The following is a 13,725-nucleotide window of genomic DNA, read 5'->3' on the forward strand; positions in this document are numbered from 1 at the left end:
AAATTATGTCAGGGGCACTAGCCTTGGTTTGTTGGAAAATGCAAGTGATGACGCGCTTTTTGGCGGCTATGGCCGCATTGTTCCTGTCGATCGTTGCCGTCTCGGCGCGGGCCGAGTCGGTCGATGACCTTCGACGCGGGCTTGCCGAGATGCGGGCCGGCGACTGGAACGCGGCCCTGTCGCAGTCGGGCGCGCGCGGATCGGTGACGCGGGACGTGATCGTCTGGCACTGGCTGCGCCAGGGGTTTGGCACCGATGGCGATGTTCTGGTCTTTCTCGAACGGCGGCCCGATTGGCCGGGGCTGGACTGGCTGCGGCTGAAGAGCGAGCCGTCCTTTACCAATGCCGCGCCCGAACGCGTCCTCGAATTCTATGATGGTCACCCGCCCGAGACGGCGGAGGGCGCGCTGAACTATGCCACGGCGCTGCTGGCGCAGGGGTTGCGCGGCGATGCCGAGGCCGAGATCGTCAAGGCGTGGCGCACGCTGGCGATGGGCGACGGGCTGCAGGCCAGCTATCTCGAGAATTTCGGCGAATTGCTGAAGCCGCATCACGTGGCGCGGCTGGACCGGATGCTGTGGGACGGCCATGTCGTCAGCGCCCGGCGGATGCTGCCGCTGGTGGATGAAGGCCGGCAGAAACTGGCCCAGGCGCGGCTGGCCCTGCACGAGATGGTGCCGGGTGTCGATGCGCGGATCGAAGCGGTGCCCGAAGAGCTGGTCAACTCTCCCGGTCTGGCGTTTGCCCGGTTCGTTTGGCGAGACCGAAAGGAGTTCGACGACAGCGCGGTCGACCTGATGCTGGAGCGGTCTGTCAGCGCGGAAAGCCTGGGCGAGCCCGCCGCATGGGCGGATGCGCGCCGCAGGCTGGCGCGGCTGACCCTGCGCAATGGTGATCCGCAACGGGCCTATGAAACCGCGTCGAGCCATTTCACGACGCCCGAAAACGGCTATGACTATTCCGACCTCGAATGGCTTTCGGGCTTCATCGCCCTGCGGATGCTGGACCGGCCGGAAGTGGCCGCCCGGCATTTCGAGAGGTTCGCCGCGTCGGTGGAAAGTCCGATCTCGATGGGTCGTGCGGGATACTGGATGGGCCGCGCCTATGCTGCGGCGGGCGATGCAGACAAGGCCCATGCCGCCTATGCCTTGGGGGCGGAGAACCAGACATCGTTCTATGGGCTGCTGGCGGCAGAGCGGATCGGTCGACCCTTTGACGCCGAGCTGGCCGACCCGCCCCAGAATGCACCGTGGCGCGAGGCGGCCTTTACAGGGTCGAGCGTGTTCCAGGCCGGGCAGATGCTGCTGGAGCTGGGCGAGGATCACCTGGCGGAGCGGTTCCTGACGCATCTGGTCGAAAGCCTTGACCGCGAGCAGGCACTGCAATTGGGCGACGCCGTTCTGGAATTGGGCGATGCGCATCTGGGCGTGATGGTGGCCAAGCGGGCCGCGCGCAGCGGGCTGGTCATTCCGGCGGCCTATTACCCGGTGCACCCGGTGGCCGAAATGCCGTTGCCGATGGCAAAGGAAATGACGCTGGCCATCGCCCGCCGCGAGAGCGAGTTCGACCCGGTCGTGATCAGTGGCGCGGGTGCGCGTGGGTTGATGCAGGTCATGCCCGCAACCGCGCGTCTGGTGGCGCAGGAGCTGGGCATTCTGGGCGGCCATGCGACCGACCGGCTGACCGCGGACTGGGAGTACAACGCCAAGCTGGGCGCCAATTACCTTGCACAGCTGGCCGGTGACCTGAACGGGAACGTGGTCATGATGTCGGCGGGCTACAATGCCGGTCCGCGGCGCCCGCTGTCGTGGATGAACCGGTTCGGCGATCCACGCAGCGGCGAGATCGACATCATCGACTGGATCGAGCTGATCCCGTTCTCGGAGACCCGCAACTATGTCATGCGGGTGACCGAGAGCCTTCCGGTCTATCGCGCGCGGCTGGGCAAGGAGCCGCTGCCGGTGCCGTTCTCGCAGGAGCTGCTGGGGTCAACCCTGCTGGCGTTCGCGCCATAGGGTGAACAGACCGGCCGCCACGATCAGCGTGGCGCCGGCGACGACCTCGGGGCGCAGGGTCTCGCCGAAAACCGAGATGCCGAGGATCGCCGTCCACATCAGGTGGAAATAGGCAAAGGGCTGCACGGCGCTGGCCTCGGCCATCTCGTAGCACTTGATGAGCAGCCAGTGGCCACTGGCCCCGGTGACGCAGAGCGCGGCCATCCAGGCCCAGTCGGCGCGGGCCATCGGCTCCCAGAACCACAGGCCGACGGCGGTCATGCTGACCGCGCCCGCCACCCCGGTCCAGAAAAAAGAGGTGGCGGTCGTGTCCTGCCGCGCGGCATAGCGGGTGAGCAGCGCATAGAGGGCGAACATGAACGCCGATATGAGCGGGATCACGGCGAGCGGGTCAAAGACGCCCATGCCCGGTTGCAGGATGATCAGCACGCCGATGCAGCCCACGCCGATCGCGGCCCAGCGCCGCCAGCCGACGCTTTCGCCCAGAACCGGACCGCTGAGCGCGGCGACGAGGAGCGGGTAGCAGATGAACACCGCAAGGCTTTCGATCAGGCCAAGCACGGTGAAGCCGTAGACCGCGACGCAGATTTCGGCCACGAGAAGCACGCCGCGAAAGATCTGCAAACCGGGTTGCTGCGTGCGGGCGGCGGCGCGAATACCACCCGGCGCACGGGCCGCCAGCGCGATCACGAAGGCCGAGAAGAACCAGTAGCGGATCATAACCACCATGTAGGTGTTGTATGTCCCCGCGAGGTGGCGCGAGATGCCGTCCTGCAGGGCAAAGACGATAGTGGCCGCGATCATCAGTCCGATCCCCGCGGGGATGTTGTTCTGCTGGCTCATGGTTTGACCGCCCGCGTCATGTGACGCTTGCGGCCATAGCCGGGGGTACGCGAGACGGTGAAGCCCGCCGCCTCGAGCCCGCGACGGACGAACCCGGCGGCCGTGTAGGTCGCGGCAGTGCCGCCCGGCACGGTGTGGCGCGCGACCTGTTCCATCAGTTCCGCCCCCCACAGTTCGGGGTTCTTGGCGGGCGAGAACCCGTCGAGAAACCACGCATCCGCCCTGCCCTGCCAGCCGCGCAAGCGCTCGCGGGCGTCGCCGCGGATCATCTGCGCGTCGAGCGTGTCCAACTGCGCGCGCGTCCCGTCCCATGCGCCGAGGAACCGGTCGGCCCGGTCGCCCAGCTCGGGGAAGGCGGCAAGCGCGCGGGCCATGTCGGCGGGCGTCATCGGGTAGGCCTCGAAACTGGTGAAGCGGAGCGGGCCGGTCTGGCCGCTGTCCTCCCACGCGGCCCAGGCGGTAAGCAGATTCAGCCCGGTGCCAAACCCCAGTTCGGCGATGTGGAACCCGGGGCAGAACCGCGCGGGCAGGTCGTTTCCGGCCAGAAAGACATGCCGGGTCTCCTCCAGCCCGTTCTGGAGCGAGAAATAGGGATCGTCGAACCGGTCGGACACGGGAACCTGGTCCTCGGTCCAGCTGAGCGTGGCGCGCTGGTCTGTCATCGGGTATTCCGTTATGTCGGCGCGACACTGGCGAAGGGCAAGAGGTTTGGCAATGGTGGATGTGACGGTGCGGGGCGCGGGCATCTTCGGCCTGTCGATCGCCTGGGAATGCGCGCGGCGCGGCGCAAAGATTCGAGTGATCGAGCCGAAGGGGCCCGGCGCGGGGTCCTCGGGCGGGCTGGTGGGGGCGCTGGCCCCACATGTGCCGGAGAACTGGAACGAGAAGAAGGCCTTTCAACTCGACAGCCTTCTGATGGCCGAAAGGTTCTGGCAGACGGTCGAGGCGGCGGGCGGCGTATCGCCCGGCTATGCGCGATCCGGCCGCATCCAACCCATCGCGGACGCGGCCGGGCTGGCGCTGGCGCGGCAGCGCGAAGGCACGGCGCGGGAGCTGTGGGGCGATGCGGCCCGGTGGCAGGTCATCCCCGTGGCCGACGCCGGGCGGTTCTGCCCCGTCAGCGCGACCGGCCATGTCATCCATGACACGTTGACCGCGCGGATGCATCCGCGCCGGGCATGTGCCGCGCTGGTCGCGGCGCTGGAGGCGATCGGGGCCGAAATCCTGGCCGAGGGCTCGGATCAGGGTCGCGTGGTTCATGCAACCGGGCTTGCCGGGCTGGAGGAGCTGAACGCAGGTCGCGCCCGTGTCGTCGGAACCGGCGTGAAGGGACAGGCCGCGCTGCTGCGGTTCGATGCCGGAGAGGCGCCGCAGGTCTTTGCCGATGCGGTGCATATCGTGCCCCATGCGGACGGCACGGTTGCCATCGGCTCGACCTCGGAACGCGATTACGACGACCCATGCGCGACCGATGCGCAGCTGGACGCGGTGATCGACCGGGCGGTGGCCGCGATGCCGGTGCTGCACGGGGCCGAGGTGATCGAACGCTGGGCCGGTGCGCGGCCGCGGGCGCGGTCGCGCGCACCGATGATGGGCGCGCACCCTTTGCATGACGGGCAGTACATTGCCAATGGCGGTTTCAAGATCGGCTTTGGCATGGCGCCGAAAGTGGCGGAGGTCATGGCCGATCTGGTCCTCGAGGGGCGTGATGCGATCCCCGAAGGCTTCCGGCCCGAAGTATCGTTCTGACCGGCGGTCAGGTTTCGGCGCGGGCCTGCATGCATTGCCGCCCATCGGGACCGCGCACCCACAGATCGGCTCCGTTCCGACAGAATGTCGCGCGTTCGTGATGCATGAGCGGCGCTGTCGCCCGGAACGAGAATTCCGAAAGCGGGCCGATCTCGTCCTCGGCCATGAGCATAAGATGCTGTGCCAGCAGGGGACCGTGCACCACGAGCCCGCCATAGCCTTCGACGTCGCGGGCATAGTCGAGGTCATAATGGATGCGGTGACCGTTGAAGGTGAGCGCCGAGTAGCGAAAGAGCCGCGTGGAATCGAAGCCCTGCTCGCGGCGGCTTGCCTCGTCCGTGCGTGCGCGTGGCGGTACGGGGCGCGGGGCCTGCGGGTCGGGGTCTTCGCGGTAGACGAGATCCTGCCATTCGGTAAGGCAGAGCGTATCGCCCTGCCGGATCTCGTGGCGCAGGGTGACGAAGGCGAGCGGGCCGGTGCGCCCCTCCTTGCGGGTGGCGCTTTCGAGGGTGGAGCGGCGCTCGGCAATTTGCCCGGCGATCAGCGGGTTGTGCCAGCGCAGGCGACCGCCCGCCCACATGCGGCGCGGCAGGCCCATGTCGGGGATGAGGCCACCGCCGACGCGGGGATGACCGTCGCGCCCCAGCCCCTCGGGCGGCTGCGGCGACCAGAAGTACAGCTGGTGGAAAAAGGGTGGCAGGGGTGCGCCCGCCACGATCGAGGCCGGACCGCCCAGCGCCACCTGAAATGCGGCGGCGCGGGCCGGGTCCATCACATCGGTACAGGTCTCGACCTCCATAGCGGACCTCAGGGGCACATGGCCGCGATACCGCGGGCGACCGCGGGGTCGGCGGCGAGACTGTCGGCGGTCAGGGCTCGCGCCGTATCCATGAGCTGATCGGGTTCGACGATCCGGTCGACAAGCCCGAAGGTCAGCGCCTCTTCGGCGGTGATCTTTGCGCCAGCCATCAGGATCATCCGCGTCCGGGCCGGGCCGATCAGGGCCGCCATGCGCTTGGGGTCCGAGGGTTGCGGAAGAAAGCCCAGCTTCATCACCGGGTAGAAGACCTTGGCCCCGGGGACGGCGATGCGCAGGTCGCAGGCAAGCGCCATGCCGTTCGCACCGCCCGCAAGCGTGCCGTTCATCGCCGCCACGGTCAGGCAGGGCAGAGCCGCGATGGCGCCCGAGAGCCGTTCCCAAAGGGGTGAGGTGGCGAGGCCTGCGCGCGCCTCTTCAAGGTCGGCGCCCGCGCTGAAGACCTTGCCCGTGCCGGTCAGGATCAGTGCGCGCGCCTGGCCCTGCGCGTTCTCGGCGATTTCCGACAGTTCGGTCAGCATCGCGCCGGTCAGCGAATTGGCCTTGTCCGGGCGGTCGATGGTGACGGTCCAGAGACCGTTTTCCTTGTCGAGCCGGATCATACGAGACCCACGCGCTTGCGGATCCCCTCGTCACGGAGCGCGATTTCCTGTCCGAGATAGTCGTCGGCATCCTCGGAACACATCCACAGCAGCGCCTTTGCCGGCCAATCGGGCGGAATATGCACCTCCCAGTCGAGCTGGCTGACGGGGTTGATGCCGCTTTTCTTGATCTCGCGCTGCATCTGGGTGGCCACCGTGCCCGGCGAGAGGCCCATGGCACGGATGCCGTTATGCCCCTCTTCGAGATGCAGGCACTCGGTCAGCATCGCCGCCGCAGCCTTGGAGGAGCAGTAATGGCTCCATGCCTCGATGGGGCTGTGTGCCGCACCCGAGGAGATGGTGATGATCGTCCCGCCGCGCGCCTTGCGCATCACCGGCAACGCCGCGCGCATGCCATGAAAGACGCCCTTGAGGTTGATGTCGATGACCTGGCCCCAGCCAGCCGGATCGGCCCGCAGGATATGGGAAATCGGTTCGATCGCGCCCGCGTTTCCGATCAGTACGTCTAGCCCGCCGAACCGGTCGACACAGGCCTGCACGGCCCCCTCGACCGAGGCGTAGTCGGCGACATCGCAGGGGATGGCGAGCGCCTGTTCGCCGATCTCGGCCGCGAGTTCGGAGATTGGCCCCTCGCTGCGTGCCGCCAGCCCCACATTCGCCCCTGCCGCGGCAAAGATGCGCGCGGTTTCGGCGCCGATTCCGCGGCTGGCACCGGTGATGAGAACCGTCTTGCCCTGCATGTCCATGCGTTCGCCTTTCTTTGATACGTTGTCGGATCAAGTCGTACTGCGCGGGGCCGGTCGGGTCCAGCCCAAGCCAGGCCGCCGCCATACGCCGAGACGCGGTCATTCATCGTTGGCAGGAGCCGACCCTTGATTTCGAGGGTGACGTCCAGAACGGAACAACAGGTCATGTTCATGTCCACGTTGAACCCGAAGGCGAGGGATCAGATGCCGGTCAGGACTTGCTTGCCGATGACGCGGCCGCTTTCCTGCCGGGCATGGGCAGCGCGAAGCGTCTGCTCGTCGAGGGGGCCGAGGCGCTCGGTCACGGTCGAGCGCAGCGCGCCCTCGTCGATCATGGCCGAGACGCGGTTGAGTACCTCGCGCTGCATGTCCATGTCGGCGGTGCGGAACATCGAACGCGTGAACATGAATTCCCAGCTGATGGTAAGCGCCTTGGGCTTGGCCGGCGCGATGTCGAGCGCGTCGGGGTCGTCGATCAGGGTGACGTGGCCGCGCGGTGCGATCAGTTCGATGATCTGCTCCCAATGCTGGTCGGTGGCGGTCAGCGCCGCGACATAGCGCGGGGCAAGCCCGAGCGCCGCGACCTGTGCTGCGAGGGGCTGGCGGTGGTCGATCACGTGGTCGGCACCCATCGTATTGACCCAGTCGCGGGTCTCGTCCCGCGAGGCGGTGGCAATGACCGTCAGTTGCGTGAGAGTTTTGGCAAGCTGGATCAGCATGGAACCGACACCGCCCGCCCCGCCGATGACGAGGATTGCGTCGCCCTTGCCGCCCTGTTCGGGAATGCGGAAGCTGTCGAACAGCATCTCCCACGCGGTGAGCGCGGTCAGGGGCAGACCGGCCGCCTCGTCGAACTCCAACGAGGTTGGTTTGCGCCCGACGATACGCTCGTCAACGGCGTGAAACCGGGCGTTGGTGCCGGGGCGCGTGACATCGCCGGCATAGAACACCGCATCACCGGCGGTGTAGCCCGTCACCTCGGTGCCGGTTTCGACCACCACGCCCGCAGCATCGAAGCCGAGTATCTTGTGGCCGGTTTCGGGCGAGACCGCCGCGCGCAGCTTGACATCGACGGGGTTCACCGAGACGCCGCGCACCTCGACCAGCAGGTCGCGTGGGCCGACCTCGGGGCGGTCGGTTTCGATCGTCTCGAGCGACCCCGTTGCGTCGATCGGGCCTGCCTTGCGGTATCCAAGAGCTTTCATCTGGCGTGTCTCCATATCTGTATGAGCCGTTGTCGCCATAGATACCCCTTGCCGAAGCCATATAAACGGCGGATATCTGAGTTCAGAATTCCGTTTTTGGATATAATGATGGACACTGACAGCCTGCGCCTTTTCGTCATGGCCGCTGAACGCCTGAACATCAGTGCGGCGGGTCGTGTGCTGGGGCTGGCGCCTGCGGTTGCCAGTGCGCGGCTGGCCAAGCTGGAACAGGCCTTGGGGGTGGAGCTGCTGCACCGGACCACGCGCAAGGTCGCGCTGTCGCTGGAAGGCACGGAGTTCCTGCCCTATGCGCGGGAGATGCTGGCGCAGGAAGAGGCGGCGCTGGCCGCCCTGGGACAGGGCGACGGTGCCGCGACCGGCACGCTGAGGTTTGCCGCGCCGTCCAGTTTTGCCCAGTTGCACATCATGCCGATCCTGTCGGAATTCACCGAACGCCATCCCGGCCTGACGCTGGATTTGCGGTTGTCGGATACCCGGTTCGACCTGATCGAGGGCAGTTTCGACCTTGCCCTGCGCAACGCACCGCTGGCCGACAGTTCGCTCAAGGGGCGGAAGCTGGCCGATGACGCGCGGGTGCTGTGTGCCGCACCGGAATATCTGGCGCGACACGGCACGCCGGATCATCCCGGCGAACTGGAGGCGCATCGGCTGATATCATGGGCGGATCTTGCCGAGCGGCGGCTGATCGACGGCGCCGGCACCGTCTGGACGCTGGACCCGCGGCGCTGCGAATGCCGTATGGTGATCGATGACGGCACCTCGCAGCGCATCGCGACGCTGGCGGGGGCCGGGATCTCGTTCAACTCGTTGTGGAGCGTGGCGCACGAGATCGCGGCGGGGCGGCTGGTACGGGTGTTGCCGGACTGGCAGCTTGACGACCGGTCGGTGCTGTGGCTGGTCTATCCGCGGTCGAACGTTCTGACTCCCAAGACGCGCCTTTTCATGGATTTCCTGCTGGAACGGATCGGTCGCGCGCCAAGCTGGCTCGACCGATCCTGATGGCGCTGGCCCGGGCCGCGATCAGGCGGTGCCGACCGGTACCGCGTCGGGGCGCATGTCATTCGGGCGGGACGCGATATGGCCCTCCAGTTCTGCCCGGATCGATGCGGCGGCGGGATCGTCGAACAGGTTCGTCATCTCGTCCGGGTCGTTTTCGAGATCATAGAGTTCGCCCGCACCGGAGTTGAGATCGACGGTCATCTTGTGGGTGCGGGTTCGGACCGTGCGCAGTTCCAGCGCGACGCCAACGCGACCGGGCAGAAGCCCCCATTCGTTCAACGCGAACGCGCGCGTGGCGTCGGGTGTTTCAAGAAGCGGGCGCAGGCTGCTGCCATGTTGGGTCTGCAACGGGCTGGCCGCACCGTAGTCGAAGAAGGTCGGGCCAAGGTCGAGGGTCGAGACCGGCTGATCCACCGCCGCACCCGCGCGCACGCCGGGGCCGCGTACAATCATCGGCACGCGCAAGAGCCCCTCGTAATGCATCGGTCCCTTCAGGATCAGCCCGTGATCGCCAAGCCAGTCGCCGTGATCCGAGATGTAGATGACGATGGTATTATCATCCAGCCCGGCCTGGTTCAGGACGGTCAGGATGCGCCCGACCTCGTGGTCGATATAGGCGATCTGCCCATAGGTGTTGGCGATGATCTCGCGCAGCTGCTCATCGGTCTGGGGCGGGATGCGGCTGTAGGCCTTGCGCACCTCGGCGAATTTCTTGTCGCCCGGTTCGTTTTCAAGCGCAGCCTTGTGCCACCACGGCTTGCCCTCGAAGTTGCGGGTGCGGTTTTCCGGCAGGTCGACCTCGTCCGGGTCATGCAGGCGCGACCAGGGTTCGGGGCAGTCGAAAGGATGGTGCGGGTCGGGAAAGCTGACCCATGTGGCAAAGGGCGTGTCGGTGTCACGCCCATGGCGCATCCACTCGATGAAGCGATCGGCCGTCCAGCTTGTATTGTGCCACGCGGTCGGAAGGCGGGAATGCCATGTCTGCGCCGCGCCCTGAGTGTCGCCTGCGTTCTCCCAATAGAGTTTGATCTTTTCGTCGCCCTGCCCGTCGGCGTGAAAGAACCGTTCGTAATGATGGCCTGCGGGCGGTTTTTCCGGCGGCCACCAGTTGTGACCGACCAGCATGATCTCGAGATGTTGGAACCCCATGTAGGGGCCGTTCCAGTCATCAGGATACCTGTGCGAGCTTTGCAAGCATTCCGGCGTGCCGGTCGGGTCATAGGTGTGGTAAGTCGAGAAATGTGCCTTGCCGAAGAAGCTGGTCTGGTAGCCGGCGGCCGAAAGCGCCCCGGCCCAGCCCTTTTCGCCCACTTCCGGGTCTAGGTCGATGCCGTTGTCATGCACCCCGTGCGTGCGGCAAAGCTGCCCCGTCAGGATCGACGCGCGGGCCGGCTGACAGACGACCGATGGCGTGATGCACGAGGTGAAATGCGTCCCCTCGCGCGCCAGCCTGTCGAGGTGCGGCGTCTTGACCTTACGCCCCATGAAGCCGAGGCAATCGGCGCGTTGCTGATCGGCCGAGATGAGCAGGATGTTGGGGCGAGTCATGGATTGGTCTCTTTCGGTGTTCTGAGGGATGCGGCAATCACCACGAAGGTGAGCACCATGAAGAGCGCGGCGATCGGGCTGGAGAACAGGAACCATGCGTCGCCACCCGTGGCGGCAAAGGCTTGGCGCGCGGTTTCCTCGAGCTTGGCGCCCAGAATGAAGGCAATCACGAAGGGCAGCGGCGAGATGCCGAGGCGACGCATCACGTAGCCCAGCACGCCGAAGCCGATGGTGAACCAGATCGCCGCCATGCGGGTTTCCTGCACGTAGATCGAGGTGAGCGTCAGCAGGAGCACGACGGGCAGCAGGATATGCTTTGGGATGCGACTCATGAAGCCCATGGTGCGCATGAAGGCGCCGCCGATGGTCCAGTTGAGCAGGTTGGCCACCATCATGCAGGTGAACAGGCCGAAGGCGATCACCAGTTCGGGATTGACCGCGTCGGCGGTGAACCGAAAGACCGAGGGGCCGGGGTTGAAGCCGCCGATCGTTTCGGCTGCGAGGATCAGGAACACCGCTGCGGCGTTGCCGGGAATGCCCAGCGACAGCACGGGAATGAGGTTGGCGCCGGAGACCGAGGAATTGGCTGCCTCGGTCGCCGCGATGCCCTCGGGCGCGCCCTCGCCGAAGGCGGGGCTGCGGCCCTTGCGTGCATGGGCGGCGCGGCCGGTCGCATAGCCCAGTGTCGCGGCAAGCGTCGAGCCGATCCCCGGCAGCGCTCCGATCACGGTTCCGATCACGGCGGAGCGCGAGATGTAGGGGAACATGCGGCGGATGTCGGCCCAGTGCAGCCGCTGGTCGCCCGATTGCACGGGTACGGCAACCGCGCCGGTGCGGCGCTGTTCGTGCCACAGATCCTCGAGGCTGCGAAAGACCTCGCCCACGATCAGCACACCGAGCACCACCGCCGCGACCGGAAAGCCCTGCGCCAGTGTCTGGGTGCCCATGGACAGGCGTGGGTAGAAATCCTCGCCCGTGCCGACAAAGGCCACCAGCAGGCCCAGCGCGAGCGAGATCAGGCCCTTGCCCACCGAGCCGCCGATCACCGCGGCGATGAAGGCCAGCGACAGGATCAGCAGCGCGGTCTTTTCAGGCAGGTCGAGATAGCGTTCGACAAGCACCGCAAGGAAGGGCGCGCAGAGGATCAGCACGATATCCGAGAAAGTGTCACCCGAGGCGGATGAGAAATGTGCCACCCGCAACGCTTTGCGCGACCGGCCTGCCTGCGTCATCGGGTAGCCGTCGAGCGTGGTCATGTAGGCATCCGGCGTGCCCGGCGTGTTGAACAGGATCGCGGGAACGGCCCCGCCTATGGTCGCGCCCTTCATGATGCCGAGGAGAAAGCCCATCACCGGCAAGAGCGCGTCGGAGGAGAAGCCGAAGATCGAGATCAGGATCGGCAGCGCGATCGCCATCGCCATCGGCCCCGCAAGGCCCGGTGTCGCACCCACCGCGATTCCCAGCAGGAAGCCCATCAGGATCATCACGAGCGTGACGGGGATGGCCACGCCGAGAACGGTGAAGAGTTCCGGCCCCTGGAACACGGCGAGGATGCCCAGCCAGACGTAATCGAGCCAGCCCATCACACGTCTCCGTTGGGGGGTAGCAGCAGGTCGTCGAACGGCAGGTCGTAAAGGACGATCAGCGCCAGCGCGGCGACCACCCCGATGGCGATGCCACGCAACGAGAGGCGGCCTTCGACCATCGCGATCAGCCCGGCGATCATCACCGTGCCGCCGGTGAGAAACCCGATGTATTTCCAGGGCGCGGTATCGCGCAGCGGACGGTACCCGTCTTCGCTGATCAACGCCAACAGCCCCGGCCCCATCCAGCGCATGACCAGAAAGGCGCCCGTCAGCAGGGTCAGCAGGATTGCCAGAAAGGCGAGGTTCTGTGCGCTGAGCCGCCGCGCATTCTCGGGCCGTTCGAAAAAGGTCACGATCAGCCCGCCAAGCAACAGGAAAGCGGCGGCCACGGTGGGGGCGAGCGCATCTCCGACGGTGAGGCGACGGCGCACCTTCTCGATCAGGCCGGTATCGGTATCGAGCGGCACCCAGATCAGCGCGATGGCAAGTGCCGCGAGGCTGACGGAAACCCCAAGGATCACGTTGGCGCGGACAAAAGGTCTCATGACCTGCTCCTGCAAGCGGTGGGGACGGGTTTTCAGGTTTGGGTCGGCCCGGCGCCGCATGGGTGGGTTGCCGGGCCAGAGGCCGGATTACTCCGAGGCGGCCTCGATCAGGTCGCCCGCGGACTTGTAGTCGCTTTCGACCAGCATCTGCGCCTCGTCGCCTGCAATCACGGCAGCGCCGCCGAAGGCCTTGGAGATCATGCCGTGGGATTTCATCCCCTCGGTGGTCACGACCTCGCCGATGGCGGCGGCGATGGCGTCGCGTGCCTCGGCCGGCATGCCCTTGGGACCGATGAAGAGGAAGTAGCCATCCGCGTTGAACGGAACGCCGAGATCGGCAAGGGTCGGCGCCTCGGGCGTCTGCTTGAGCGGTTCGGACAGGGCTGAGGCGAGGTTGACCAGGTCCCCGGCGGCCACGCCCTTGGACTGGATACCGGCCATGAAGCCGAGGTCCATGTCGCCGGCGTTCACGCCATTCATGACGGCCTTGCCGCCCTTGACGTTGACGATGTTGAACTCGACGCCCTGCGCCTCACCCAGAAGATAGGCAAGATCGGCGAGCTTGGGGCTCATGGTGCCGAACCGGAGGCTTTGCCCCTTGGCCTCGGCGATCATCTCGTCAAAGCTTTTCCAGCCTTTCGAGCTGAGCGAGACGATGCCCATCTGAAAGCCGGCGGTGGTGGTGATGGCGGTAAAATCCTCGGGTGTCACGCCGGCATTGGCGGCGCGCATGTTGTAGCCGAGCGTCTCGGTCACGACCATACCGATGACCGAGCCGTCATTGGGTTCGTCCTTGATGGCCATGGCAAGGTTCAGTCCGCCCTTGCCCGTCACCTGTTCCGGGATGAAGGACCAGCCCAGCTTGGCCTCGAGATCTTCGGCGATCAGCCGGGCCTGCGTGTCGGCCCCGCCGCCTGCGGCGAAGGCGATCATCAGCTTGATCGGCCCCGGCGGGGTCCATTCGGACGCCTGTGCCGCGGATGCGAGGGCCAGACCGGCGATTGCGCCGGCCACGGATTTCAGAATGGTCTTCATGTCGTCATCTCCTC

13 protein-coding genes are annotated in these 13,725 nt (G+C 66.5%); 3 read left to right on the forward strand and 10 right to left on the reverse strand.

All coding sequences use genetic code 11. From position 1 onward, the window contains the following. Nucleotides 1-47: 47 nt before the first annotated feature. A complete protein-coding gene (locus ACFORG_RS00190) occupies nucleotides 48-2,015 on the forward strand; it encodes a lytic transglycosylase domain-containing protein (protein ID WP_386733353.1) in 1,968 nt (655 codons plus the stop codon). Here ACFORG_RS00190 and ACFORG_RS00195 read toward each other — a convergent pair. Next, nucleotides 1,989-2,858, reverse strand: coding sequence for a DMT family transporter (locus ACFORG_RS00195; protein WP_386733354.1), 870 nt, complete (start codon nucleotides 2,856-2,858; stop codon nucleotides 1,989-1,991). The genes ACFORG_RS00190 and ACFORG_RS00195 overlap by 27 nt on opposite strands. After that, entirely contained in the window at nucleotides 2,855-3,520 is a 666-nt protein-coding gene (gene mnmD / locus ACFORG_RS00200) for a tRNA (5-methylaminomethyl-2-thiouridine)(34)-methyltransferase MnmD (protein WP_386733355.1), read from the reverse strand. The genes ACFORG_RS00195 and mnmD overlap by 4 nt, the downstream gene beginning before the upstream one ends. A gap of 52 nt (nucleotides 3,521-3,572) precedes the next feature. Between mnmD and ACFORG_RS00205 the strand changes: the two genes are divergently transcribed. Further along, on the forward strand, nucleotides 3,573-4,607 hold the full coding sequence (locus ACFORG_RS00205) for an NAD(P)/FAD-dependent oxidoreductase (protein ID WP_386733356.1): 1,035 nt from the start codon (nucleotides 3,573-3,575) through the stop codon (nucleotides 4,605-4,607). Between the two features lie 7 nt (nucleotides 4,608-4,614). On the opposite strand, the gene ACFORG_RS00210 is transcribed toward ACFORG_RS00205, so the two are convergent. The 4 genes from ACFORG_RS00210 to ACFORG_RS00225 form a co-directional block, all read right to left on the reverse strand. Further along, the gene (locus ACFORG_RS00210) at nucleotides 4,615-5,406 is read right to left on the reverse strand and encodes an FAS1-like dehydratase domain-containing protein (protein WP_386733357.1); all 792 of its coding nucleotides are present in this window, start codon (nucleotides 5,404-5,406) and stop codon (nucleotides 4,615-4,617) included. A gap of 8 nt (nucleotides 5,407-5,414) precedes the next feature. Then, the gene (locus ACFORG_RS00215) at nucleotides 5,415-6,026 is read right to left on the reverse strand and encodes an enoyl-CoA hydratase/isomerase family protein (RefSeq protein WP_386733358.1); all 612 of its coding nucleotides are present in this window, start codon (nucleotides 6,024-6,026) and stop codon (nucleotides 5,415-5,417) included. After that, a complete protein-coding gene (locus ACFORG_RS00220) occupies nucleotides 6,023-6,772 on the reverse strand; it encodes an SDR family oxidoreductase (RefSeq protein WP_386733359.1) in 750 nt (249 codons plus the stop codon). Before ACFORG_RS00220 ends, ACFORG_RS00215 begins: the two co-directional genes overlap by 4 nt. A 200-nt stretch (nucleotides 6,773-6,972) precedes the next feature. After that, nucleotides 6,973-7,977, reverse strand: a complete 1,005-nt coding sequence (locus ACFORG_RS00225; protein ID WP_386733360.1) for a zinc-binding alcohol dehydrogenase family protein — start codon at nucleotides 7,975-7,977, stop codon at nucleotides 6,973-6,975. A 108-nt stretch (nucleotides 7,978-8,085) separates the two neighbouring features. On the opposite strand from ACFORG_RS00225, the gene ACFORG_RS00230 reads away from it, so the two are divergent. Then, nucleotides 8,086-8,997, forward strand: coding sequence for a LysR family transcriptional regulator (locus tag ACFORG_RS00230; protein WP_386733361.1), 912 nt, complete (start codon nucleotides 8,086-8,088; stop codon nucleotides 8,995-8,997). A 21-nt stretch (nucleotides 8,998-9,018) separates the two neighbouring features. Here the strand turns inward: ACFORG_RS00230 and ACFORG_RS00235 are convergent, their stop codons facing one another. The 4 genes from ACFORG_RS00235 to ACFORG_RS00250 form a co-directional block, all read right to left on the reverse strand. Continuing rightward, nucleotides 9,019-10,545: a sulfatase-like hydrolase/transferase gene (locus tag ACFORG_RS00235; RefSeq protein ID WP_386733362.1), complete on the reverse strand. Its 1,527-nt coding sequence runs from the start codon at nucleotides 10,543-10,545 to the stop codon at nucleotides 9,019-9,021. After that, nucleotides 10,542-12,128 carry a tripartite tricarboxylate transporter permease gene (locus ACFORG_RS00240; RefSeq protein ID WP_386733363.1) on the reverse strand — a complete coding sequence of 529 codons (1,587 nt, stop codon included), beginning with the start codon at nucleotides 12,126-12,128 and terminating at the stop codon, nucleotides 10,542-10,544. Before ACFORG_RS00240 ends, ACFORG_RS00235 begins: the two co-directional genes overlap by 4 nt. Next, nucleotides 12,128-12,676, reverse strand: coding sequence for a hypothetical protein (locus ACFORG_RS00245; RefSeq protein ID WP_386733364.1), 549 nt, complete (start codon nucleotides 12,674-12,676; stop codon nucleotides 12,128-12,130). Before ACFORG_RS00245 ends, ACFORG_RS00240 begins: the two co-directional genes overlap by 1 nt. An 87-nt stretch (nucleotides 12,677-12,763) precedes the next feature. Beyond that, complete coding sequence (locus ACFORG_RS00250) at nucleotides 12,764-13,711, reverse strand: tripartite tricarboxylate transporter substrate-binding protein (protein WP_386733365.1); 948 nt, start codon at nucleotides 13,709-13,711, stop codon at nucleotides 12,764-12,766. Between the last annotated feature and the right edge of the window lie 14 nt (nucleotides 13,712-13,725).

Source organism: Lutimaribacter marinistellae (genome assembly GCF_042648365.1).
GTDB classification, from domain to species: Bacteria; Pseudomonadota; Alphaproteobacteria; order Rhodobacterales; family Rhodobacteraceae; genus Lutimaribacter_A; species Lutimaribacter_A marinistellae.

Bases quoted from the DNA above. Each gene is read 5' to 3' on its own strand.
- ACFORG_RS00190 (WP_386733353.1), top strand. From the start codon at position 48: ATGACGCGCTTTTTGGCGGCTATGGCCGCATTGTTCCTGTCGATCGTT.
- ACFORG_RS00195 (WP_386733354.1), bottom strand. From the start codon at position 2,858: ATGAGCCAGCAGAACAACATCCCCGCGGGGATCGGACTGATGATCGCG.
- mnmD (WP_386733355.1), bottom strand. From the start codon at position 3,520: ATGACAGACCAGCGCGCCACGCTCAGCTGGACCGAGGACCAGGTTCCC.
- ACFORG_RS00205 (WP_386733356.1), top strand. From the start codon at position 3,573: ATGGTGGATGTGACGGTGCGGGGCGCGGGCATCTTCGGCCTGTCGATC.
- ACFORG_RS00210 (WP_386733357.1), bottom strand. From the start codon at position 5,406: ATGGAGGTCGAGACCTGTACCGATGTGATGGACCCGGCCCGCGCCGCC.
- ACFORG_RS00215 (WP_386733358.1), bottom strand. From the start codon at position 6,026: ATGATCCGGCTCGACAAGGAAAACGGTCTCTGGACCGTCACCATCGAC.
- ACFORG_RS00220 (WP_386733359.1), bottom strand. From the start codon at position 6,772: ATGGACATGCAGGGCAAGACGGTTCTCATCACCGGTGCCAGCCGCGGA.
- ACFORG_RS00225 (WP_386733360.1), bottom strand. From the start codon at position 7,977: ATGAAAGCTCTTGGATACCGCAAGGCAGGCCCGATCGACGCAACGGGG.
- ACFORG_RS00230 (WP_386733361.1), top strand. From the start codon at position 8,086: ATGGACACTGACAGCCTGCGCCTTTTCGTCATGGCCGCTGAACGCCTG.
- ACFORG_RS00235 (WP_386733362.1), bottom strand. From the start codon at position 10,545: ATGACTCGCCCCAACATCCTGCTCATCTCGGCCGATCAGCAACGCGCC.
- ACFORG_RS00240 (WP_386733363.1), bottom strand. From the start codon at position 12,128: ATGGGCTGGCTCGATTACGTCTGGCTGGGCATCCTCGCCGTGTTCCAG.
- ACFORG_RS00245 (WP_386733364.1), bottom strand. From the start codon at position 12,676: ATGAGACCTTTTGTCCGCGCCAACGTGATCCTTGGGGTTTCCGTCAGC.
- ACFORG_RS00250 (WP_386733365.1), bottom strand. From the start codon at position 13,711: ATGAAGACCATTCTGAAATCCGTGGCCGGCGCAATCGCCGGTCTGGCC.